The organism is Photobacterium sp. GB-72, assembly GCF_003026095.1.
In the GTDB taxonomy this organism is placed as follows: domain Bacteria; phylum Pseudomonadota; class Gammaproteobacteria; order Enterobacterales; family Vibrionaceae; genus Photobacterium.
Window position 1 is genome coordinate 534,692 of record NZ_PYNV01000001.1, and the last position, 23,014, is coordinate 557,705.

21 protein-coding genes are annotated in these 23,014 nt (G+C 37.8%); 10 read left to right on the forward strand and 11 right to left on the reverse strand.

What is annotated here, in order from left to right; translation table 11 throughout:
• Positions 1 to 133 precede the first annotated feature (133 nt).
• Positions 134 to 2,035, reverse strand: coding sequence for a molecular chaperone HtpG (gene htpG / locus C9J40_RS02315; RefSeq protein ID WP_107245599.1), 1,902 nt, complete (start codon positions 2,033 to 2,035; stop codon positions 134 to 136).
• A 193-nt stretch (positions 2,036 to 2,228) separates the two neighbouring features.
• On the opposite strand from htpG, the gene C9J40_RS02320 reads away from it, so the two are divergent.
• Together C9J40_RS02320 and C9J40_RS02325 are read left to right on the forward strand one after the other, a co-directional pair.
• Entirely contained in the window at positions 2,229 to 3,098 is an 870-nt protein-coding gene (locus C9J40_RS02320; RefSeq protein ID WP_107205556.1) for a transcriptional regulator, read from the forward strand.
• Complete coding sequence (locus C9J40_RS02325; protein ID WP_107205555.1) at positions 3,089 to 3,634, forward strand: regulatory protein ToxS; 546 nt, start codon at positions 3,089 to 3,091, stop codon at positions 3,632 to 3,634. Before C9J40_RS02320 ends, C9J40_RS02325 begins: the two co-directional genes overlap by 10 nt.
• Positions 3,635 to 3,706: 72 nt before the next feature.
• Here C9J40_RS02325 and recR read toward each other — a convergent pair whose 3' ends face one another.
• From recR to C9J40_RS02350, 5 genes are all read right to left on the reverse strand, one after another.
• Positions 3,707 to 4,306, reverse strand: coding sequence for a recombination mediator RecR (recR, locus tag C9J40_RS02330; protein WP_107205554.1), 600 nt, complete (start codon positions 4,304 to 4,306; stop codon positions 3,707 to 3,709).
• Positions 4,307 to 4,309: 3 nt separating this feature from the next.
• Complete coding sequence (locus C9J40_RS02335) at positions 4,310 to 4,639, reverse strand: YbaB/EbfC family nucleoid-associated protein (RefSeq protein ID WP_107205553.1); 330 nt, start codon at positions 4,637 to 4,639, stop codon at positions 4,310 to 4,312.
• A 37-nt stretch (positions 4,640 to 4,676) separates the two neighbouring features.
• On the reverse strand, positions 4,677 to 6,899 hold the full coding sequence (gene dnaX / locus C9J40_RS02340) for a DNA polymerase III subunit gamma/tau (protein ID WP_107205552.1): 2,223 nt from the start codon (positions 6,897 to 6,899) through the stop codon (positions 4,677 to 4,679).
• Positions 6,900 to 7,175: 276 nt separating this feature from the next.
• Entirely contained in the window at positions 7,176 to 7,721 is a 546-nt protein-coding gene (apt, locus tag C9J40_RS02345; protein ID WP_005370463.1) for an adenine phosphoribosyltransferase, read from the reverse strand.
• Positions 7,722 to 7,851: 130 nt separating this feature from the next.
• Entirely contained in the window at positions 7,852 to 8,286 is a 435-nt protein-coding gene (locus tag C9J40_RS02350) for a YbaN family protein (RefSeq protein ID WP_107205551.1), read from the reverse strand.
• Positions 8,287 to 8,857: 571 nt separating this feature from the next.
• On the opposite strand from C9J40_RS02350, the gene C9J40_RS02355 reads away from it, so the two are divergent.
• Complete coding sequence (locus C9J40_RS02355; RefSeq protein WP_107205550.1) at positions 8,858 to 9,205, forward strand: conjugal transfer protein TraR; 348 nt, start codon at positions 8,858 to 8,860, stop codon at positions 9,203 to 9,205.
• Positions 9,206 to 9,283: 78 nt separating this feature from the next.
• Here the strand turns inward: C9J40_RS02355 and C9J40_RS02360 are convergent, their stop codons facing one another.
• Positions 9,284 to 9,922 carry a DUF2057 domain-containing protein gene (locus tag C9J40_RS02360; RefSeq protein WP_107205549.1) on the reverse strand — a complete coding sequence of 213 codons (639 nt, stop codon included), beginning with the start codon at positions 9,920 to 9,922 and terminating at the stop codon, positions 9,284 to 9,286.
• 126 nt (positions 9,923 to 10,048) lie between these two features.
• Positions 10,049 to 11,035: a porin gene (locus C9J40_RS02365; RefSeq protein ID WP_107205548.1), complete on the reverse strand. Its 987-nt coding sequence runs from the start codon at positions 11,033 to 11,035 to the stop codon at positions 10,049 to 10,051.
• 699 nt (positions 11,036 to 11,734) lie between these two features.
• Here C9J40_RS02365 and dinG point away from each other — a divergent pair.
• The 6 genes from dinG to C9J40_RS02395 all read left to right on the forward strand — a co-directional run bounded on the left by dinG (position 11,735) and on the right by C9J40_RS02395 (position 17,990).
• Complete coding sequence (gene dinG / locus C9J40_RS02370; RefSeq protein ID WP_107245601.1) at positions 11,735 to 13,813, forward strand: ATP-dependent DNA helicase DinG; 2,079 nt, start codon at positions 11,735 to 11,737, stop codon at positions 13,811 to 13,813.
• Between the two features lie 21 nt (positions 13,814 to 13,834).
• Positions 13,835 to 14,608, forward strand: coding sequence for a TSUP family transporter (locus C9J40_RS02375; RefSeq protein ID WP_158259263.1), 774 nt, complete (start codon positions 13,835 to 13,837; stop codon positions 14,606 to 14,608).
• Between the two features lie 26 nt (positions 14,609 to 14,634).
• Positions 14,635 to 15,186, forward strand: a complete 552-nt coding sequence (gene priC, locus C9J40_RS02380) for a primosomal replication protein PriC (RefSeq protein ID WP_107245602.1) — start codon at positions 14,635 to 14,637, stop codon at positions 15,184 to 15,186.
• 2 nt (positions 15,187 to 15,188) lie between these two features.
• Entirely contained in the window at positions 15,189 to 16,097 is a 909-nt protein-coding gene (locus C9J40_RS02385; protein ID WP_107245604.1) for a histone deacetylase, read from the forward strand.
• Between the two features lie 15 nt (positions 16,098 to 16,112).
• Positions 16,113 to 16,274, forward strand: a complete 162-nt coding sequence (gene rsmS / locus C9J40_RS02390; RefSeq protein ID WP_107205544.1) for a pleiotropic regulatory protein RsmS — start codon at positions 16,113 to 16,115, stop codon at positions 16,272 to 16,274.
• 189 nt (positions 16,275 to 16,463) lie between these two features.
• The gene (locus C9J40_RS02395; protein WP_233220289.1) at positions 16,464 to 17,990 is read left to right on the forward strand and encodes an EAL domain-containing protein; all 1,527 of its coding nucleotides are present in this window, start codon (positions 16,464 to 16,466) and stop codon (positions 17,988 to 17,990) included.
• 82 nt (positions 17,991 to 18,072) lie between these two features.
• On the opposite strand, the gene C9J40_RS02400 is transcribed toward C9J40_RS02395, so the two are convergent.
• The 3 genes from C9J40_RS02400 to C9J40_RS02410 form a co-directional block, all read right to left on the reverse strand.
• Positions 18,073 to 18,561, reverse strand: coding sequence for a hypothetical protein (locus C9J40_RS02400; protein ID WP_005370451.1), 489 nt, complete (start codon positions 18,559 to 18,561; stop codon positions 18,073 to 18,075).
• Positions 18,562 to 18,923: 362 nt separating this feature from the next.
• Positions 18,924 to 19,838 carry a hypothetical protein gene (locus C9J40_RS02405; protein ID WP_146144052.1) on the reverse strand — a complete coding sequence of 305 codons (915 nt, stop codon included), beginning with the start codon at positions 19,836 to 19,838 and terminating at the stop codon, positions 18,924 to 18,926.
• 47 nt (positions 19,839 to 19,885) lie between these two features.
• Positions 19,886 to 21,202, reverse strand: coding sequence for a sphingomyelin phosphodiesterase (locus tag C9J40_RS02410; RefSeq protein WP_107245606.1), 1,317 nt, complete (start codon positions 21,200 to 21,202; stop codon positions 19,886 to 19,888).
• Positions 21,203 to 21,394: 192 nt separating this feature from the next.
• Here C9J40_RS02410 and C9J40_RS02415 point away from each other — a divergent pair, with 192 nt between their 5' ends.
• Positions 21,395 to 22,777 carry a trypsin-like serine protease gene (locus C9J40_RS02415; protein ID WP_107205541.1) on the forward strand — a complete coding sequence of 461 codons (1,383 nt, stop codon included), beginning with the start codon at positions 21,395 to 21,397 and terminating at the stop codon, positions 22,775 to 22,777.
• Positions 22,778 to 23,014 lie beyond the last annotated feature (237 nt).

The window sequence follows — 23,014 nt, forward strand, 5'->3', positions numbered from 1 at the left end:
CCTTTAATAGAGTGGAATTTTTGCAAAAAAGTGAAAATACACTGAATAAGCGAGACTCGCAAGCCCAGTACAATGACTGGGCTTGGTTTACATGCTTTATCAGAATAGTATTTGATACAAGCAAGTTATTTGGTTATTTAATCAGCAACTTGTTAATTGCAGCAAGGAACTGAGAAGGATCTTCCATCGTACCGCGTTCAGCTAACATCGCTTCACCTAGCAAGAATTCAACCCAACGACCAAACACTTCTTCATCTGCTTCATCTGCCATTTTCTTAACCAATGCATGCTCAGGGTTTAATTCAAAAATGTATTGAACCTCTGGCGCATCATGACCCGCTGCTGCTAGCAGTTTCGCCATTTGGGTACCCATTTCGTTTTCATCTGTCACAACAACTGCTGGTGTGTCATGAAGTTTGAACGTTGCACGTACATCTTTTACACGTGTGCCTAAGTAACCTTTTGTACGCTCAGTCACTGAAGCAAACTCTTTTTCCGTCTCTTTTTGCTTCTCTTTCACTGCTTCATCGTCAAAGCTTGAAAGATCAAGATCAGATTTAGTAATCGCTTGGAACTGCTTGCCTTCAAATTCTGGCAAGTGGCCCATTAGGTACTCATCAATACGATCGTACATCAAAATCACTTCCAACCCTTTAGCACGGAATTGCTCTAGGTGTGGGCTATGTTTCGCTGCATTAAAATTATCTGCGGTTAGATAATAAATCTTATCTTGGTTTTCTTTCATGCGGCTCACGTAATCGGCAAGCGATACTGTTTGCTCTTGTGAGTCATTTTCTGTTGAGCTAAAGCGTAGCAAGTTGGCAATTTTGTCACGATTAGCAAAATCTTCAGCTAACCCTTCTTTTAATACCTGACCAAACGCTTTCCAGAACGTCTGATACTTATCAGCATCATTTTTCGCCATACGCTCAAGCATTTGCAACACGCGCTTGGTACACGCTTTACGTAGCGCTTGAGTTACCTTGTTATCTTGTAGAATTTCGCGCGATACGTTCAGTGGCAGATCGTTTGAATCAATTAAGCCGCGCACGAAGCGAAGGTATGTCGGCATAAACTGCTGTGCATCATCCATAATAAATACACGTTGTACATACAGTTTTAAGCCATGCTGACCATCACGATTATTCAGATCCCAAGGTGCCGTCGACGGGATGTAAAGCAGACTAGTGTAATCTTGCTTACCTTCAACGCGGTTATGTGACCATACCAAAGGCTCTGCGTAATCATGCGCAACGTGATTGTAGAATTCTTTATATTCTTCCTCACTGATGTCGGACTTATTACGTGTCCACAATGCTTGGGCCTTATTTATCTGATCCCACTTTGTTCCTGTTACTTTACCTTCTTCGTCTTTTTCTTCGGTTTGAATAAGAACAGGAATACCAATATGGTCTGAATACTTACCCACGATTTCACGTAAGCGATACTCATTTAAAAACTCTTTATCATCTTCACGTAGATGCAAGATAATATCAGTACCACGATTCGCTTTAGTGATAGTTTCAATACTGTAATCACCTTCACCAGCAGACTGCCAACTTACCGCTTCATCAGCCGCAACATCAGCTGCACGTGTATTAACCGTTACCGAATCTGCCACAATGAATGCTGAGTAAAAACCCACACCAAACTGACCAATTAATTGCGAATCTTTACTTTCATCTTCTTTTAGCTGAGAGAAGAATTCTTTCGTACCTGATTTAGCAATTGTGCCTAAATGCTCAATCGCCTGCTCACGAGTCATACCAATACCATTATCACTAATAGTTAATGTACCCGCTTGCTCATTGATTGATAACTTAACGCATAGGTTAGAATCGTCACCATACAAATCAGACTGTGATAAGGCTTTAAAACGTAGCTTATCTGCCGCATCAGACGCATTTGAGATCAATTCACGTAAGAAAATCTCTTTATTCGAGTAAAGTGAATGGATCATTAGGTGAAGTAATTGTTTTACTTCCGACTGAAAACCACGAGTTTCCTTATTTTTATCAACTACTTGCTCGCTCATCTCTACTCCATTGGAAATTGTTAGGTGTTATTTTTAAGATAAATATGGTCAAACGGTATAATTTCAACCTAAAATAACACGATTTTTATTTTTTATATTTTTTCAGATTCCGTTTTATATTTTTAGATTAAGAAACCATTCAGCAAACTTATAGAACAATGAATAATTAGAAGATCATTGCTAAGGTTAAAAAATGCCCACACACGCAAAAAAGTTTTTAATCGGACAACGATTCATTTTTGATCCAAACGATAACAGTTTAATTGATAAACTAGAAAATAATGAGTTAATTCGTTTAGGCAGTAATGAAAGCCGCGCCTTGAGTCTTCTAATCGAAGATCCAAGCCTCATTATTACTCGCCAGCGTATTCACGATTATGTTTGGCGCGAACAAGGCTTTGAAGTCGATGACTCAAGTTTAACACAAGCTATTTCAACGTTGCGTAAAGCACTAAAAGACTCAACTAAGTCGCCTGCATTTGTAAAAACTGTGCCCAAACGTGGTTACCAAATCATTGCCACTGTCGATCCCTATGTCGATGAAGAAGGCATGGATTCTAATGTTGCAGCCCAAGAAACTTTACCGCATCCAGAACATATTTCCCCTCTTGATACACCAAGTGTTGATGTTACAGATAGCGAGATCGTTGAACAAATAACAGAGGCTGAATCATCGATACCACCCTCGATAGAAACCAAACCGAAGATAACATGGCTTGGTTGGATAGCACTGGCGATCGCTTTAATATTACCGGTTGTTGTTAATTTAAGTATGCCCCCAAAATCGGCTGCTTTTCGTCCACTTCTTCAAGTTGAGGGCGTAAAAATTTATACGCCAATTAGTAATCCAGTGATGAAAGATTGGAACAATATGATCAGTAGTTGCGTCAGTGATTATTTGAAAAATCATCAGGATGAAGGTAAACCAACCGAAGTCATCGTCACTGGTGGACAAAATAATCAACTGTATTTGAATTACTTACATAGCAGCAGTGTACCAATGGAAAACATCACCTTACGTTTACTGACTAGCCATGAGGATAATGTGAAATTATGCCAGTAAATTCTCCTATTACCTTCTCGCATATTATTCGTAAGTATTGGCCTTTTGGGATCCTTGCTATTTCTATCACTGTTTGTAGTTGGGTTTATTTTTCAACAGATTACAAACAAGAGCAGCTACTAATGTCGCGAGAATGGCAAAGTACGACATTTAGTCGCATTGAGCCAACACAACTCGATAATTTAGGCACACTACGTAAAGTAAAACAAAGCAGTAATATGGTGTATTTGCCTAACCATACCTATTCACGTATTACGACGTTAGAGCTGTATAGTGAGAAAGCAACGCCCGTAACGATTCATATTTCTGAATCCGGTCAATGGGATGTCAGTGGTGGCTATCTGCTTACTGAGCCCACAGAGTTTAAAGACGTAACATCTGGTACAAATATTGATTTTGATGATAAGCAACTTAATGTTGTAAAAGATATTTTCAGAATGAATGCGCAAGAAAGCCGTCGGATTGATGTGATAAACAAAAATTCACTGTTATTAACCAGTTTGACCTACGGCTCTAATATTCTTTACTCGCTGTAAAAAATACAGGCTTTAAATAACACATAAAAAAACCGCGCTATATGAGCGCGGTTTTTATTTATTCTCGCCAGACTATAAACGCTGACGCCCTGCTAATGAGTGCGATAGCGTTGTACCATCAACAAGCTCTAACTCACCACCGACAGGAACACCATGAGCAATACGGCTCGCCGGTACATCATATTCATGACATAACTCAGCAATGTAATGCGCTGTGGCCTCCCCTTCAACCGTAGGGTTAGTTGCAAGAATTACTTCACTGATATTTTCATGCTGTAATCGATTTTCAAGACGATCAAGACCAATATCAGAAGGTCCAATACCATCAAGTGGTGACAAGTGCCCCATCAATACAAAATAACGGCCAGAAAATTGTCCTGTTGCTTCTACTGCGACAATATCCGCAGGACTTTCAACAACACAAATTAATCCGTTTTCTTGGCGGCGAGGATTTTCACAAATGGCACAAACATCATCTTCAGTAAATGTTCGACAATCACGGCAATGTCCAATTTCAGTCATAGCCTGACTCAGTGCATCTGCAAGTTGTAAACCACCTTGGCGATTACGCTGTAGCAAACTAAAAGCCATACGCTGTGCTGACTTAGGACCAACCCCCGGTAGACAGCGTAAAGCTTCCATTAAATGCTCCAGTAAGTGACTGGTACGCATTAATTAGAATGGCAGTTTAAAGCCAGCAGGTAGGTTCATACCGCCAGTAACTGAAGCCATTTTTTCTTTTTGTGCTTCTTCGATACGACGAGAAGCATCGTTAAATGCTGCTGCGATAAGATCTTCTAGCATGTCTTTGTCGTCTTCCATTAGACTTTCATCAATTTCAACACGACGAACACTGTGGCTACCAGTGATAGTAACTTTAACAAGGCCAGCACCTGATTCACCAGTTACTTCCATGTTTGCTACTTCTTCTTGCATCTTCTGCATACGCTCTTGCATCTGTTGCGCCTGCTTCATCATGTTACCCATGCCACCTTTACCAAACATATCTTTTCTCTCTCTATCTTGGTCTGGTTAAAAACCTTTAAATTGGTCGAACACTGTCTTCATCCAGTTGAGCGGCAAAACGCTGACAAATAAACATCACATTTTGATCGTTATCTAAGCTCTGTTTTGCTTGTAACAGCTTTTGTTGATACAGCTCTTCACGTAATTCTAACGGTGTTTTTCCTTCTTCACCCAGTACGATATTCAACATGACTGAGTGTCCTAATACGGAACTTAATGCACTACATAATTGTTCTTTCGCACGCTCACCATTTAAATGCTGTTGCGCTGCGCGTAAATGCAATGTGATTTGATCACCTTGCTGCTCAAAAGAAGAGTTCAAGGCTAGCTGTTGGATTAATTTACCCACATCCAACTGCGTCACTAAGTTTGCCCAACTATCCTGATTTGCTGCTTCATTGACAAGTATTTTTGTCATTTCAGGTGTTTTTTCGTGCTCTAGTGCTTTCTTTAAAACACGTGGAGCAACATCGACTTTTTTAGCCTCTTCAGCATCCGGTTTTGCTGTCGGTTTCCAGCGGTATTCTTGATCTTCTTTCTCTTGTAGCTGTTGTGCTGGGAGATTCGACGTCGGCATCGCACGTGAAACACTCGTAGGTATCGCTTTTTGCTTATTCGCAACACGATCTAATACGGAAGTAGCGACTTTTTTAGCTGACGTCGTTGGCGTCTTTTTTACCGATGAAACCTGTGCATCATCATGACCACGCTGTTTCTGGCTGCGTAACCTATTACGTGCCGCCAATAACCCACTAGCTGGCGAGCCTGAACGTGATGTTTCAGCAGGTGCCGCTGGCATTTCAGGCGCACTCATCGGTTGCGATGCCTGTGATACTGGCTCCTGAGAACGTTGTGGCGCAGCAGGTTGTGATTGAGCACTTGACTGAGCTGGTCCCACTTGAGGTTCTGGCATCACAGAATGAGGTGGCATTGGCGCCATATTCATCTCTGGATTAATAGCAACATTAGATTGTTGTATTTGATGCGGTGCGACTGGAGATACAGGCTCCGTATGCGTGGCTTGCATCTGCGCTTTTAACGCTTGTACGCGTGAAACACCTTGTTGCCCAGTAGGGTTTGGATTCGCCGCTGGTACTGCCGCGACTGGCTGAGTGCTAGGAACATTGATCGCTTGTGGCTGGATCCCTGATGAAACAACAGGTCTAAATGCCAACATACGCAATAGCACCATTTCAAGTCCAGTTCGACCATCAGGGGCATAGCCTAAATCTTGTCGACCTTGCACCGCAATTTGATAGCATAGCTGCACATCTTGTGGCGTCATCAATTGGCTTAACAAACTGATACGCTCAGCGTCAGGCAAGGCTTCATCTAAACTCGCAGGTAAAGCTTGATACATTGCTACACGGTGCAATTGACAGGCTAATTCACGCAGTAAGCTGTCCCATTCAACGCCAATATTCGCCAGTTCTTGTAAACTGTTCATCGCAATATTTGCATTTGCTTGCGCAACAGCTTCAAGTAAAAATAACGCTTGATCTGTATCTAATGTGCCAAGCATTGTCGCGACATTATCAATGCCAACTTGGCCGTTTCCCAAAGCAATCGCTTGATCCGTTAAACTTAACGCATCACGCATACTGCCTTCTGCAGCGCGCGCTAATAAACTCAATGCTTTAGCTTCATACTCTACTTTTTCTTCTGTGAGTACTGTTTCTAATTGCGTTTGAATTTGTTGATGATCAAGGTGCTTTAAATGAAACTGCAAACAACGAGATAAAATCGTAACCGGCAATTTTTGAGGATCCGTTGTCGCTAAAATAAATTTAACGTACTCCGGTGGCTCTTCTAACGTTTTGAGTAAAGCATTAAAACTGTGGCGAGATAACATATGTACTTCATCAATCAAGTACACTTTAAAGCGTCCACGAGCAGGCTTATACTGAACATTATCGAGCAATTCACGAGTATCTTCTACTTTGGTACGAGACGCGGCATCTATCTCTAATAGATCAACAAAACGTCCTTCGTCAATTTCACGACACGTTGTACATTTACCACAGGGGGTTGCAGTGATCCCTTCTTCACAGTTTAGTCCTTTGGCGAAAATGCGCGCGATGGTTGTTTTACCCACACCACGAGTGCCACTGAACAAGTAAGCATGATGAAGGCGATTTTGCGTTAACGCATTGCCTAAGGCTGTCAACACATGTGACTGACCAACCACATCAGAAAACTGAGATGGACGCCATTTACGGGCCAGAACCTGATAACTCATTAATAACTACCTTACTCTATCTAGACAGCGTCTTATGAATACACTCGCTTCTATTTCTATTATTCTCTAAACCTTATTTTAGATACCCATAAAACAAATAGTTCGTAGAAAATAAGAGAAATACTAAGACATGGTGTATTGATGGTGAAACCTGCGCTAATGCTAGCATATTGCGTATTTTGGAGCGAGAGAAGAGATAATTGAGAGAGCAATCATTAAGCAAATAAACAGTAAGTAAACATCTGGCTTACTTACTGTTCAATATTCTATTTATACTTAGTGGCCGGGGAAGTCACAAATAGCATATACATTTAAGCCTAAGCCTTGCAGGCGTGCTTCACCGCCGATATCTGGCAAGTTAATAACAAATGCAGCGTCATCTACAATACCACCTAAACGACGCACTAAATTCGTTGTCGCTTCAATGGTGCCACCTGTTGCCAATAAATCGTCTACAAGCAATACGCGATCACCAGGTTTAATTGCATCTTTGTGAATTTCTAATGTGTCTTTGCCGTATTCTAACTCGTAACTTTCAGCAATCACTTCACGCGGTAATTTACCTGGCTTACGAACAGGCACAAAACCAACGCCAAGTTCTAATGCTAATGGCGCACCAAACAGAAATCCGCGCGCTTCAGTACCGATAATTTTGGTAATACCTTGATCTTTATACTTTTCAGCTAAAATAGCAATCGTTGCACGGTAAGCTTCAGGCTGCTCCATCAAACTCGTCACATCACGGAATAAGATCCCCGGTTTTGGGTAATCTTGAATTGATTGAATACTATTTTTAATCAAGTTAAGTGTTTCTTGGTTCATAATCGTTTCCGTGCTTTCACAATGCTGATAAGTATCAAGCGAGAAATAAAATGCCTACTCAATCGCAGGCAATATCATCAACTCCGGCAGATAAATATCAAAATTATCTGTCATGAATTATTGCTGCAGTTTATTGGTTTTCCTGCTTGTCAGCAACTAGCTCTGCAGCCATAGTTTTATCAATTACTGTCAACCTATTAAAGAAAAAGAGCAATGTCATCGCCATCACCAACAACATCAATTTATGCCACCATAACGGCACAAGAAAAATAGACAGTGCAAAACTGCACACTATCATGATGTTACCACGACGTTTTACGGTAGAAGAGACAGCACGATGCTGATACCAATTATCTAAAATCGGTCCAAAGGTAGGATGATGACGTAGCCAATGATTTAAACGTGGTGAACCTCGCATAAAACACGCACTGGCTAGCAGTAAAAATGGGGTTGTTGGCAACAGTGGTAAAAAAATCCCTATCACCCCTAAGACAACACAGGTGGCTCCTGTAACCACATATAAAGATGAGACAACTCTTGTTTTTAAATTGGCATTCTGTCGCATTATCATGCTATTCCTTGTGTCCATTGCTACCTCCATATTGAAGCAAGATATAAGGTTAGTATAGCGATGATTAAAACTTATAAATCAAATAATAGGTAACAAAACAAATTAATCATATGACTAACCTAGTTTAATATAATCCCAAGAGAAGTGAGGTTCGCAGGCAAAGTCGGTAGAGCAATTAATAACAACAGACCACAGAAATACTTCACGCTAAACGGGTCTTCAAATTCATGATCCATCTCTACTTCTTTATATAAGATAATTGACAGTGCTGTGACGAAGATACTGAACTTGTTTTTTTTTCTTTATATTTGTTAAAAAAAAATTCTATCTGATAATTTTTTTAGCAAAAACCGAAAGAAAATAGGGTTATTGATATAAATTTACACTAAGACTTGATTCAAATCACAACTCAAAAATGAATATCACCTAAACTAAAAATGAACTTGGGAGGATTCGTTAATATTTAAAATTTCTCGCAACTCTCTTGTTTCATATCAATCCCCATAATTAATGACAGTGATGTTTAATTTTCTCTATTGAATCAATCATTACGGCAATGGTAGACATGAATTATCAACAATTTCAGAGCCCGCTAAATACAGAATTTTTAACCCTAGCGGAAGAATTAAAAAATAAAATACAGCTCAATAGCCTAGTTACTGATCCTGCAAAGATTAATGATGCAGAACTTAACGACCTGATTGCGATGGCGAAAGCATCATTCATTCCTGCTCTTTTTGATACTGCAATTCGTCTTGAAAAAGTAGATGCCGCAGTCTGTTCATTTAAACTAGGTATGTATGGTTTATGTACTGATTGTGAAGAAGAAATTGAATACCGTGATTTAGAGCAAGATCCAGCACAACCTCGCTGTAAAGCATGTCGTGAGCATAGCCGTTATCACCACGACTGATCTTCATTAATAAATGACATATATAGAAAAAGGCAGCGATAGTCGCTGCCTTTTGCTTTTTACAATGTAGCGTAAGTCTTAATTAAAATCGTGCTCTGCCATCCAAATTTTAAACGCTTTTTTATCGTCTTTAGATGCCTTGCTATACCATAACTTTAATTGCGTTAACGCATCACCCGTGATCTGAACTTTTCCTGTTTTATCATCAACTTCTACCACTGTTTTTTGTAAATCAACAGGGTTACCGTTTTCAATAATGATACCGTTGTTTTTATTATATTCAGCCACAAGTGCCGGCATGTCACTATACGCTCCAAAACCTTCACCAATAAGTTCAACCGCATCTAACGATAATTTCTCACCACCTTCTGTCTCTAATATCCATTTTGGATCGCGGTCAAAATATGCTTTTGCTTGTGATTCTGTGGTTAAACGTGGCAAGGTGATTTCCGCATCTTGCGAAGTCATATTAATATCAAATAGATATGGACGCGTTGTATAAATTGTTGTTTTTGAGCCACGCTTCACTTCACCATCAAAACGTACCACTACTTGGTGCTTGCCTTCAGATAATTCAATACTTTCAGCATGAGAGAAGCGGCCTGATTTTACTTCCTTACCATCTACAACCAACAACTCAAGATTATTACCTACCGATAAGGTTGCCGCATTAACAGCACCAGAAAATAATGCGACTAGCAATAAGATTTTTTTCATTTTACATCCCTTATATACAGCGTTGGATCATCAAACTCTTTCTATAGCAATTTATATCAACAGCTATAGAAAAAATGTAATAAAAAAGCCGCCAAAATGGCGGCTTATTGGTAGTAAACTCTATAATTAGAATTTAACTTCTAGACCAGCAACGTAACCGAACTCTTCAACTTCGTTGAAGATCTTGTCGTTATCAGCGTAACCAACTTCAGCGTATGCTTTAACATTGCTGTGTAGTTGTTGCGTTACGTTAGCGTATACGTTGTCATGAGAAACATCTTCGTGACGGTCTTTAGCGTGAACATAACCTAGAGCGAACGTTGTTTTGTCTAATGTGTAAGAACCGTTAACTTCGTATAGATCTAAGTCTTTCTGAACTTTCTTAGTATCAGAGTGTTTGTATTTAATTTGACCGAAAGAAGCAGCTAGGTTTACAGCACCGAATGCGTATTCCGCTTCTAGGTTGTAACCACGAACATCATCGCCAGCTTTACCAGGCTTAACAACTGGCTTACCGTCAACTTCACCAAAATTTTCTAGACCTTTGTAGCCAACACGCTCAGCATCGTAACCGTATACACGCACGTCAAGACCAGCAGTACGGAAACCTAAACGACCATCAGTGATCTCTGTTTTGTTATCAGAACCTAAGTTATGAGAAGCAGCAGCGTAGAAAGTACCGTTGTCGTAAACGTACTTAATTGCACGGTCGCCTTCAGTTTGAGCAAAGCTTACTTGCTCTAGACCCATTTCGTAGTCTTTACCAATACCTGAATCATCTGAAACAAGTAATTGACGACCAAATGTTAGCGTACCGAAATCACCTGAGAAACCAGCCCATAGTTCATCATTTTTTACTTCTTTACTTTCGTATTTAAACGCAGTACCAGAAACAACATTTAGATTATCGCTAACTGCAACAGATGCATTTAGAGATAAATCACCGTCATCCAGACGGATTGTTGTATCTTCGTTTTTTGCATAACCGTCATAAACTTGAACTTCAACAGCACCAGATAGGTCAACTTTAACACCGTTTGCGTCATATAGGTTGATGCCTGCATTTGCAGAACCAGCTGTTAGTACAGCAAGAGCTAAAAGAGTTTTTTTCATGATAAGTCCACTGCCTTTCTTTATCTTATTTATGGAGAACCATTCCCGGCACTCCTGTTTATTTTCTCCTTGTTATGCAACAGTTCTAAAAATAAAAAACTAAAATAACAAGGAGTTGGTGTTCGTGGCTCGCATCCTGACAGAAGTTCAATATTTTTGTCAAATTTCATAAAATAAATATAAAAAAACATAAAACGATCATAATTTTCAATCAGTTACAGCAAAGAAATACAAATAACAAACACTATCAAATGGCGCTTTTCCTTTTATTTAAACCATTAAAAAGTGTAAATAAACAGAATAAAAAACTAAAAACAAAACATAAAAATAGGCATTTTAGCTATTTAAACTTTAAAAAACATTTTGAATGGACGATCGTTTCCAGTCGTCATTTATGGTATTTAATATTACAGTTTTCTATTCGCAATCGTGATCCAAAGCACAATACAACTATTATTTTGTCTCCGTATATCGCTCCTATCACTCAAATAAATTCCTTATAAACACCTTTCCTGTCATTCCACCTTTAATACTTGATGAGATTGTTATCTTTGTTTCTTAAATGTCAGTACTAAAACAAACACATGACTTATTATGCACCGTTCAACGCTCTGAATTTCACCTCACTCCACGTTATTCACTTTGAACACCGATACTTCATGCTACAATGCCGTCCCCTGCCATTATGAAATTTCAGCCATGTTACACAGCCAAGTAAAAACCGATATCAAGCAGTGCTATGAGAATTTAGGAAAACAGCTAGATAACTTTATTCCGCGTCGCGCACAAAACTATTTGGTGTCAGAAATAGCAAAAACGCTGGCTGGGGAATACCACAAAAAAAATCGAATGTTAGTGGCTGAGGCTGGTACAGGGATCGGTAAATCTTTAGCCTATTTACTCGGTGGGATCCCTTTCGCGTTATTCAATAATAAAAAGCTATTGATCTCGACAGCAACCGTTGCGCTGCAAGAACAGCTAATCAACAAAGATCTCCCGTTGTTTAATCAAATTTTCCCAAAGGAATTCAGTTTTATTCTCGCCAAAGGGCGTCAACGCTATTGCTGTAACCATAAGTTAGAAGCATGCTGTTCACCTGATGGTGATCCTCAACTCGCCATGTGGGAAGAAAAACCTAAAAAATCTGATCTCGATCTGCTAAAACGAATGCTAAAGGCAACCGAGCAAAAGAAATGGGATGGCGACAGAGACAGTTGGCCAACAACAATTCCTGATCGTGTTTGGATGCAAATTATGGCAGATAAACATAGCTGTCATGCTGGTATGCCTAAACATCGTACATGCCCTTTTGCTAAAGCACGTGAGCACTTAGATAAAGCGGATGTTATTGTGGCTAACCATGCTTTGTTAATGGCTGATATTGAACTAGGTGGTGGGGTTATCTTGCCTGAGCCTGAGCAAACTATTTATGTGATTGATGAGGCCCACCATCTGCCACAAGTCGCACGTGACTTCTCATCTGCCGCTGCGAGTTTGAAAGGTGCAGCAAGTTGGCTAGAAAAACTCAATCAAAATGTTAGTAAATACGCAGAGCTCGCTGACTATCAAAAAGCCAATCGCTTTCAAAATGCAATACAGGATAATATCCAGCACTTAATTCCAACATTAAGTCAAATTGCCAATAATATTGATCCCGCTATTTTTAATAAAGATGGCGTGTATCGTTTTGAACATGGTGAATTACCACAATGGTTAGAAGAAGAAGCGAAAGGCTGTAAAGAAGCCAGTAAAAAAGTCATGCAATCATTGGGTAAGATCCAAGATTTAATCTCCGAGCGTACGAAAGAAAACGAAATTATTCCTCGATTAGGTGAGCAAGCACTTACTGAAATCGGTTTTTATCTTCAGCGCGTGGAAAACCTTGAAAAAGTCTGGACACTGATGGCGCAGCCAAATAATAAAAAAGGGGCTCCGTTAGCTCGTTGGATAGAAAAAAGTCCCGAACGGGAAAATGACTACATTATTGAAGTTTCGCCACTTGAAGTCGGCTATCGGCTAGATCAGCTACTTTGGAGTCGCGCAGCAGGATCTATTTTAGTTTCAGCAACCTTGCGTGCTTTAAACCAATTTAACTTCTTCTGCCGTCAGGCTGGTGTTTCAGAAACGGATGGAACACGCTTTTTAGCACTGGCATCTCCATTTGATTATCAAAATAATGCGCGATTAGTGATCCCCTCTTTAAAAATGGAACCACAAGCCGAAGCATTTACTGACTTATTAATTGAAATATTACCTGAATACCTTGAAGGTGAAACTGCAAGTTTGGTGTTGTTCTCTTCCTATTGGCAAATGAATAAAGTCGCCGAGGCATTACGCCCACTAGCGAAAAAGAATAAATGGGAATTATTGGTACAAGGCGAAGAGTCACGTAATGAAACCCTAAAAAAACATAAAGAAAACTGTAAAAGCGGTAAAGCTAGCATCTTATTTGGTACCGGAAGTTTTTCTGAAGGTCTTGATTTACCTGGTGATTTACTAACGAATTTAATTATTACCAAGATTCCATTTGCTGTACCCACATCACCAGTAGAAGAAGCCCACGCTGAATATATTGAAAGCAGAGGCGGAAATCCCTTCTTACAAATATCAGTACCAGAAGCCAGTAAAAAGCTTATTCAATCCGTCGGTCGCTTACTGCGAAAAGAGCAGGACTCTGGTAGAGTAGTGATTCTTGACCGTCGAATTATTACCCGTCGATATGGAAAATCATTATTAGACTCTCTGCCTCCTTTTAAACGGGTTATTGAATATAACTAAATGAATAAAAAAGAATAATTAATGATTGAAATGATAGAACCGAGTACCTTACTGATACTCGGTATTATTGCCCTTGCCGCTGGCTTTATTGATGCGGTTGCAGGCGGTGGCGGAATGCTCACCGTCCCTGCCTTGCTATCACTAGGGTTACCGCCACATATTGCTTTAGGTACCAATAAACTTGCTGCAAGCTTTGCCTCTGCAACAGCGGCTTGGACTTATTATAAAAAAAACCTATTCTCACCACGTTTTTGGCTTGCTTCCTTTATCGCTACATTTATTGGCGCAATAACAGGTACCTTAATTGTTAATCTAGTTAGTAGTGAGTGGCTAGAAAAAGGCTTACCTCTGCTTATCTTTGCCGTGGCTATCTATACTATTTGGCATCCCCAGCCAAAAGAAGAGCAATACGTATTACCATCAGTCACCCCTATGCTAAAACTTAAGCAATGGCTTCAAGGAACAAGTATCGGCTTTTATGATGGCATTGCTGGCCCTGGCACAGGCGCTTTTTGGACAGTTTCTAGCATGATTTTATATCGGTTAGACATGCTCCGTGCTTGCGGCCTTGCAAAAGCGATGAATTTCACCAGTAACATTACTTCATTAGTTACTTTCATTGTCTTAGGGCAAGTCAATTTTGCACTAGGTTTAACAATGGGGATATGTTTAATGCTAGGTGCTTACATTGGTGCTCATTCTGCAATACGCTTTGGCGCAAAGTTTATTCGACCTGTTTTTGTCACTGTTGTTTTAATTTTAGCAATTAAATTAGCTTGGCAAGCTTGGTTCTAACTTAGCTTGTAATACAAGGTTTCTCTATGATTGACTTATCTCGTCTTATTTCACTGATTGAACAATTAAAACAACAAACAGCTGACGTTGACCGTAAACGTGGCGAATCCTTTAAGCCTCTGTTTGACGAAACGCTATTTAAAACACGTAGTAAGTTGCTTACCCCTTGCGTCAATGAAGTCCATAATGAGCTCCAGTTATTACAAAAAGAGCAACAAGCCGGACGTTTATTACCCGCAAGAACACAGCATCTCTGTGAAAAAATTGTGAGCCAAATTCAAGCTATCCAGCGTGAACTAGCCACACAAAACATTCGTAAAAAAGAGCCGAAAAATCAAGCTGTCTGGCGCAGACCAATTAATGAAATATATCAAGATCTTAATCAACATAAAGATTGGGAACGCCGTTTAAAAGCCATGCTTCGTGATAAAGAGTTATTAATTAGTCGTTGTGCTTCACAATTTGAGCAGCAACAGCTTCAAAAAGAAATTCTAGCCCTTGAAGGTAGGATAAGTCGCTGCCAAGCTGCTTTGATAAAAATTGAAACTGACATCAGTAACAGAGAGAGAAAAGGCTAACAATGCTTCCTCTGATTTACCATTCTCAATACTCGGCTCTAACCTTGCCAGAAAAGCATCGTTACCCTATTAATAAATACCGACTGCTGTTTGAGGCTATTTTTCACTCAGAATTAAGTAACAAGGTAAGTATTCACCAACCTAATAGGGCTGATATTGCCAAAATTAAGGCCATTCATAATAGTGAATATGTTGATAACTTACTCTTTAATAGATTGCCAGCAGCAAAAATGCGCCGTATCGGGTTCCCTTGGAGTAATGAATTAATCACTCGAACCCTACTCTCAACAGGTGGCACTCAATTAACGGTTGATTTAGCACTTGAGCACGGTATAGCCATTCATTTAAGTGGTGGTTATCATCACGCCCATCATGATTTTGGTAGTGGTTTTTGTCTATTTAATGACTTAGCCATCGCAGCTAAGCATGCTTTATCTTATTCTCATATCGACAAAGTCATGATTATTGATTGTGATGTACATCATGGTGACGGCACAGCAACACTACTTACCAATGATCCCAACATCATTACTTTTTCTGTTCATTGTGATAAAAATTTCCCAGCTCGTAAGCCTGATTCAGATGTAGACCTTGCTTTAGAAAGAAACACTTCAACAGATGATTACCTCACGGCATTGCAAGGTGTTCTCCCTCTTCTGCTTGCTCAGCACCAACCCGATTTGGTCATATACGATGCCGGCGTTGATATCCACCAGCATGATGAACTGGGATATTTTGATGTTTCTAAACAAGGTTTATACCTACGAGATCATTATATTTTAACCCAATCTAAAGCGCAGAATATTCCTGTTGCCGCAGTCATCGGTGGTGGATATAGAACAAATCATCAAGATTTAGTCGAGCTACACTTACAACTTATTTATGCAGCATTATTCGTACACAACAAATAGCGATAAAGAGAAATTATGCCTGATAACCAAATAACAACAAATACATTAGAAAATGCACCGGAAGAAATAAAGCTCGCGGTAGATTTAATTTATTTATTAGAGAGTAATGACATTGCCCCAGAGATCGTACTTTCCGCTTTAGAAATTGTTCGCAAAGACTTTGAAAATAAAGCATAGACGCCATATTTTTAAAAAATTAGCTCAATTCTCACCAAAAGATAAAAGATACAACTTTTCACCATTAGTATCTTTTATCGACTCAACCAAATATTTAAAATGGCAATAATATACTATAGAGGTATACTTTTAATTGGCGTTATTTAACAGTATGAAACAAACTTCATTATGTCATTTACAGTAAAAAAAATGTTTCAACTAGCTTTGTTAGCTATTTTAATTGCTACGCCTATTACCTTTACATACTTAAATATTCGGTGTAGTAATTTAAGTAAAGATATTGCGAGCGCATTAAATAAAACGTTAAATAAACGTATTTCTAGCGTTTTAGATCTACCAGAGAACCAACCAGACGCTAAAAGTATGCATGATTTGGTGACATTGGTTCTTTCTTCTCGCTCTCTACGAAGTGTTGCCTACTTTCAAAACAATCATTACATCTATTCAGATCGTAATGCCTCTTTGCATACTCCAATTTCACCTAGCCTGATTGAACGATTAAAAAAGGATAAATTACCACTACTTTATCGCAAACGTAGCTCACTTGATCAGATCGATGAATTACATCTTGTCGTTAAAGGTAAAAAGGGCTTTTATCAGTTATTTATAAACGCACCTTATATGGATGACTGGTTAACTAATGCGGATGAGTATTTACGAGGTTATGTCGTTACCAATAGCGGGAATATATTAATTAATCATAAGAGAAACTATTTATTCCATAAGTCATACCATTCAACTCAATTTCCTTTTAAAGTGATTGTTGGTGCTAAACCTTCTCAGGTGTTATTGAGTATAGCGGCATTGTCTGCTTTTATTTTTATTTTGTGCATGTTCATTATCCTTATTATTAATTACATTCAAACTAATAACTTCTCATTTAAAAAGGATATAGACAGAGCAATAAAAAATAATGAGTTTATTCCTTATTATCAACCTATTGTGTGTAATAAAACTCACCAGATCATTGGAGCCGAATTACTCTGTCGCTGGCTATATCGTCATGCTAAATTGATCACCCCAAACCAATTTATTACAAAAGTAGAATCGAATGGGCAAATAAAACCGATAACGTTACAATTATTAAAACAGCTTTCAATTGATAAGCCTTTAATAGCTCATTCAAATAAAGATTTTTACGTTTCGATAAACGTTACTCTATCTATGCTCAACGATCCCAAATTTGTTGATGATGTCATATTGTTAATTAAGCAGAACCCGTCATTACAACAAGGCTTAGTCTTTGAAATGACAGAAAGAGAAAACACAACCAATGCATTTATCAAATTAGATAACATCATGCAGCGTTTTCGTAGCTTAGGTGTTCGTTGGGCTCTTGATGATTTTGGAACGGGTTTTTCCAGCCTATCAAGCTTAAAAGAGCTCAATTTTGATATTATTAAAATTGATAAACTGTTTGTAAATTCTGCTGATACAGATGCAGTCACAAGCTCAATTTTGAATAACATCGCTTCACTCGGAAAAGAGTTAGAATGTAAGTTAGTCGCAGAGGGTGTAGAGACAGAGACGCAGTTAAATACCCTAAAATCGTTGCTGATTGACTATACACAAGGCTTTTACTTTAGTGCTCCAACTAGCCGTTGTGGTTTTATCGCGTTTAAAATAGAGCATAATGAACTGATTCTAAAAACAATGGATAAATGCACAAAGCGTTGCGTTACATTGAACTATCATAGCCCTTCTATTGATATTTGACCCGTTAAAAATTTATCGTACTGCGTCACAATAAAAAAAGGGCTGATAATAATCAGCCCTTCGTATATATATTAAGTATCAATTAGATACCAGCACGCTTTAACAAGCCAGCCATTAATGCTGAGCTTGATTTCACTTGCTTAGACTTATTTTTAAACTCTTTAGCCAATGACACATCTTTAATTTCATTAGCAATATAAATCATAGAGTTGTACATATCTTTTGGCGTTTTTACACGATCTTTATCATTCAAAGGCTTCAACAACGTCACAACGTCTGCACCTTTCATTTTATTTTCAGTCGTGTATGCAAGCATTGATTCTAGTAGCTTATCCATATCTACCATAAACTCAGAGTTTTCAATGCCCTGCTTTTTCATTTCTTTCAGGTTTTTCTTACGTACCTGCTTAATCACAAATGCAGGTTGGTTAATTTTCTTATAACCATAAATACCGGCAATGATTAATAAAACCACGCCACCTGCTACATAACCCCACACTGAACCTGAAGACTCAGCAACTGGCTGAGCGACAGCAGCAATATTTGCAACAGACTCTGGTACATCAGACATATTTGTAACCTTTTTACTTTAGGAATTCGGAATGCGGCGAGACATTATCACCAACTCGGTAAACAACAATGTGTTTTATGAAAATTCAATTCAAATAGAGTGACCGAGTTCAAATGTGAGGCCATTCTGCCGTTTTCACTGACAAAAATAAAGCATTAATTGCACACTTTTTAACCACATTTTGTTAACTAGTTGTCTCACCACAAAAAGTTCGCACTATTATCTCATGCTATTTGTTATTTGCTATGAATAATTACCATGAAATATAAATTACCAATACAAATCGTGATCTTATCAACATTACTTTCAAAAATGCTCTGTCGGTGTGTGTTGCACAATTTATATAGCACATAAGTTATATATCATTGATAGTCAAAAAATCTCTTTTTAAATTCCCCGATCCGATCCTGGTATACCCTCTGCCACTCATTATCAGATAACGTTCTATATTCATTATTACGCATACTTTCCAAACTCTTTTTTAACTCAAAAAGCTGTTTCTGGTATGTTTCAACTTCTTTCCTTTGATTTTTTATTTGCAGATCCCTTCTGTAAAAATCGGTTGTTTCTTGTTCATTTAAATAAAGCAAAGAAAGCTCTCTTACGAGCAATGCTCGCTCTTCCTCACTGTATGTATTAGGTATATTCCTTAGAGCATAATCAAATGTGGCACTTTTTGATTGAAAAAACATATCAAGGTTTGTCGCTGCCTGTTGTTCAAATATCCGGTTTAATTGTTCTATATATTCAGAAGGCGGGACTTGTTGCAATATCCTGCTTTCGGATCTAAAACGATAATATTTAAACTCTTCCTCAAATAAAAGATCAGTATATTCCCCCCAGACAGTCTCGTATTGTTGTCTAACTTGATTGACTTTTTCGTTAAAGGGAATTTCCATCGGAATACTTAGAGAAGCTAACAACCACTCATCTCTAAGTGATTCAAAGTCACTCAACAGCTTAAATAACGAGTAAGGTAATTGTTTTTCTAATTCTATTAATTGCCCATCGCATGTATGGGTCGACTTGCATTCAACCCAAAAATTGGTCATTTTATTTAATAACGCATTTCCCTTTAGTGATTGCAATTCGTCGCTGAGTACATGTATGCGCATAATCTTTTCATCAGTGCTCTCTTCAACCTTCTTCAATTCAAAATTATTGTGCTCATTTAAGGCTATTTCAGGTTCTATCAATTCGTTTACGTGGCTTTTTATAAGCCTGTCTGCTTTAACCGTTTTTGGCTCTATAACTTTTGCAGGAGTGATCAGCGTCATATAAACGACGCTGATAAGAAAAATTACGAAAACAAGCGCGAGCCATCTCATTGTGCAATTGTCGCCACAACAGGAAAGTGATCTGATAAATCCCAGTGATACCACAAACCAGAGGACGTAGAACGTGGAATATCAACCCTATTTGTATTTGATTCAACCTGACCATATTCAGTACTTACGACTACGTAGTCTAAATATTCAGAACTTGAGCTCGCATAGCTATTTATTGTCGGATCATAGGTTGCAGATGTATATCCGGTATAAGTAGGCTCATTTGCTCTCAATAGCATATGCATCCACTGGTAATCTTGTGTAAAGAATTTATTTTTATTTACATTAAAATCACCACTATAGATAACGACTTCATTATTTGGAATATTTTGCTTTCTAGAAAAACTATTAATTTCAGAGAATTGATAAATACGATCAACTCTAGCATCAATAGAATCAGTTGAAGCTGCATGAGTCGCAAATACATGATATGACTTGCTACCTTTAACTACTTCAGCATAAACAGCACCTTTATCTGCTAAGCAATCTGTTCCGCTACAACGCGAGAATATATGGTAATCTGTTGCAACAATTGGATATCGGCTAACAATAATCACTCCTCCATCCATCGCATTAAATCCTGGAGCATCTAATACTTCGGTTTGATAAGGGTACTCTGATGATAACTCTTGCAAGAAAGAATATCTTTCTCCAGAAAAAACTTCTTGGAAAGCAATAACATCATAATCTGATAAAAATTCTGGTAAGGCGTCTAATCTATCTGAAATATGAGAAGCAATAAATGGTAGAGCCCATATATTATAAGTCATCAACTTGAGGGAAGAGTCATCAGTAATTAGAGGTTCAGAGTGTTTAACTGGCGTTATAGTGTAATAAATATCGTCATAACCCGATGTTCTCTTAGCACGAAAAGCTAATTCAGCCGATAAGTCACTATAATCATGAGATGTAAATCTATAAATTGAATAACCAGATTTGTAAGAAGTATTTACATCAGCAGCACTTAGTTTGTATTTGAGAGAAGATCCCCACCAACTGCCTCGCATATATTGCTGTAAATTTACTTGTTTACCACTTTCGGAAGTGACTGATGTTGTAAAATAATATTTCTTTTTATTCTTAACGCCCCAGTTTCGATTAAAGCTTAATACTTTTTTCGTTTCCCATGGCATCAATGTTTGTGCATCCTGAGTCCATTCACTTCCTTCTCTTAATGTATCTCCTTTACCACTGTGACTGACATTTATGCTAAGAGTTTCAGAGGAGTTATTAGTAATATATATATAGGTATCTGAATAGCAATAGCTTGAAAACATTGCAAGTAAGGTAAATAAATAGGATTTAATGTTCATTGTTAACATCTCGTAGATGAAGACGGAATGTTATTTAATTATAGTTCATTTAAAAAAATGAGAATTAATCATATTAAAAAAACAAGTGTTATAAACATCTAATTTTATTAAATAAAAAAATAAAATTATTTTTTGAAATTATAAATCGAATAACACGGTCTTATTTAAGATATCCTAAAAAGGTTAGAAACAATGAAATTTTTAATTGTCTTATCAATGCTTCTTACTATTTCAACGTCTCATTCAATTATTCTCTCTGAAAGCAAGTTTCAAGAAATTGGTGGAAATATTCATAATATCCCAGAAAGTATCAAAGTAGACAATGAGATACTTAGAGAAATGAGTTTACACCCTGAATATTTAACTGTAGGAAGTATAAGTTCTAAAAAAGGTCGATGTACTGCAACGTTATTAGGACAAGACAATAATGGATTTTCATATATTTTCACTGCTGCACATTGTATGAAATATAATAAAAACAAACAACAATCAGATATTAATGCAACATTTACATCTTGGAATAAAAAAACAATTGCAAAGGGGAAAGGTAAAATTTTTGTACCTAAACCACTAATTAGAAAACCATTATCACACAAAAATGATCACATCTATTATGATATGGCAATATTGAAACTACCGACTGTTGACATTTTATTAGATCAATTTGGTTTTCCTGTACCCTCTCCAATACTTAACGATAATTTTCTGAAGAAGAATGCTAAAGTGAGCTTTGTCGGTTACGGTTTATGGGGGGTTGGGAATGACATATCAAACGATTACAAACCTGCATATGGACAACAACGTCGTTTATATGGTGAAAATATTGTAACGCATATCATATCTCAACATGCCTTTCTGATATGGCTAGTAAACAACAATAGTAACAAATGGGCCCTGCCAACCACAGGTGATAGTGGTTCCGCTTGGTGGTATAAACATAAAGGCTTAAATGTTATGGTAGCCATTACGACTAAAGGCAAAGATAATCTTGCCTTGGGATCCAGTCTATCAAAGAAGATTGATTGGATTAAGAGTGTTTATAGCGATGTAAAACTTTTAAGTAGAACATTTCTGACCATAAAAAAAGACAATAATGCAGGAGAAGTTGGAGATTATTACCAGGTGAAAAAACAAGATGGTTGTTATAACTATTATGAACTATCTAAAATAACGAATGATAGCTATCGTAATCTGCCTGACTCCCATAATGACAATTCAAATTGGCAATTCAGAGGCCCATTTTTTGAACATAATAAACAAGACTTAGTTATGGGAGATATTTTCCTTTACGACAACTCTGAAAGTGGTGAACTAGAACTATTTAAACTCATTTCTCCCAATATTAACAATATAACAAAAACCATCCCAAAAGATCGTAGCGATAACAATTCTTGGATCTACATGAAAAAAGCGGATATAGAGTATAGCCAGTTAATTAACTGTTCTACATACAAAGATACTGTCTACAAAGAACCAACGTTAGAAGAAACATTAGCTGCCTTATCTGAGCTTCAAGAACTATTCAGTAATATTGTTTTTTTAGAGCAATTAGCGAATATGTACGATAATAACTAATAGGTATTATGAGTCTCTCAATGTATAAATATTGATCAAAGCCACCTTTATAATATTCATGAGTAGGCTAGCCTTTAAATAACTTCTATTTTTTAAGGATATTTATGAAATTGGTTTATATTTATTTATTTCTCTTTTCTGCTGCTTCATTTTCAAAGGATACGATAAAAAAGACCTTTAACTTTAAAGAAAACAGGAGTGATATTATAGAAGAGTGCTTTAAAGCGCATACTAATG

Excerpts from the sequence above, each read along its gene's own strand:
- apt (WP_005370463.1), bottom strand. The coding sequence starts at position 7,721 with ATGAACCAAGAAACACTTAACTTGATTAAAAATAGTATTCAATCAATT.
- C9J40_RS02400 (WP_005370451.1), bottom strand. The coding sequence starts at position 18,561 with ATGTCTGATGTACCAGAGTCTGTTGCAAATATTGCTGCTGTCGCTCAG.
- C9J40_RS02355 (WP_107205550.1), top strand. The coding sequence starts at position 8,858 with ATGAATTATCAACAATTTCAGAGCCCGCTAAATACAGAATTTTTAACC.
- C9J40_RS02360 (WP_107205549.1), bottom strand. The coding sequence starts at position 9,922 with ATGAAAAAAATCTTATTGCTAGTCGCATTATTTTCTGGTGCTGTTAAT.
- C9J40_RS02410 (WP_107245606.1), bottom strand. The coding sequence starts at position 21,202 with ATGAACATTAAATCCTATTTATTTACCTTACTTGCAATGTTTTCAAGC.
- priC (WP_107245602.1), top strand. The coding sequence starts at position 14,635 with ATGATTGACTTATCTCGTCTTATTTCACTGATTGAACAATTAAAACAA.
- htpG (WP_107245599.1), bottom strand. The coding sequence starts at position 2,035 with ATGAGCGAGCAAGTAGTTGATAAAAATAAGGAAACTCGTGGTTTTCAG.
- dinG (WP_107245601.1), top strand. The coding sequence starts at position 11,735 with ATGTTACACAGCCAAGTAAAAACCGATATCAAGCAGTGCTATGAGAAT.
- C9J40_RS02365 (WP_107205548.1), bottom strand. The coding sequence starts at position 11,035 with ATGAAAAAAACTCTTTTAGCTCTTGCTGTACTAACAGCTGGTTCTGCA.
- C9J40_RS02320 (WP_107205556.1), top strand. The coding sequence starts at position 2,229 with ATGCCCACACACGCAAAAAAGTTTTTAATCGGACAACGATTCATTTTT.
- C9J40_RS02335 (WP_107205553.1), bottom strand. The coding sequence starts at position 4,639 with ATGTTTGGTAAAGGTGGCATGGGTAACATGATGAAGCAGGCGCAACAG.
- C9J40_RS02325 (WP_107205555.1), top strand. The coding sequence starts at position 3,089 with ATGCCAGTAAATTCTCCTATTACCTTCTCGCATATTATTCGTAAGTAT.
- C9J40_RS02405 (WP_146144052.1), bottom strand. The coding sequence starts at position 19,838 with ATGACGCTGATCACTCCTGCAAAAGTTATAGAGCCAAAAACGGTTAAA.
- C9J40_RS02350 (WP_107205551.1), bottom strand. The coding sequence starts at position 8,286 with ATGCGACAGAATGCCAATTTAAAAACAAGAGTTGTCTCATCTTTATAT.
- C9J40_RS02385 (WP_107245604.1), top strand. The coding sequence starts at position 15,189 with ATGCTTCCTCTGATTTACCATTCTCAATACTCGGCTCTAACCTTGCCA.
- recR (WP_107205554.1), bottom strand. The coding sequence starts at position 4,306 with ATGCGTACCAGTCACTTACTGGAGCATTTAATGGAAGCTTTACGCTGT.
- C9J40_RS02375 (WP_158259263.1), top strand. The coding sequence starts at position 13,835 with ATGATTGAAATGATAGAACCGAGTACCTTACTGATACTCGGTATTATT.
- dnaX (WP_107205552.1), bottom strand. The coding sequence starts at position 6,899 with ATGAGTTATCAGGTTCTGGCCCGTAAATGGCGTCCATCTCAGTTTTCT.
- C9J40_RS02395 (WP_233220289.1), top strand. The coding sequence starts at position 16,464 with ATGTTTCAACTAGCTTTGTTAGCTATTTTAATTGCTACGCCTATTACC.
- rsmS (WP_107205544.1), top strand. The coding sequence starts at position 16,113 with ATGCCTGATAACCAAATAACAACAAATACATTAGAAAATGCACCGGAA.
- C9J40_RS02415 (WP_107205541.1), top strand. The coding sequence starts at position 21,395 with ATGAAATTTTTAATTGTCTTATCAATGCTTCTTACTATTTCAACGTCT.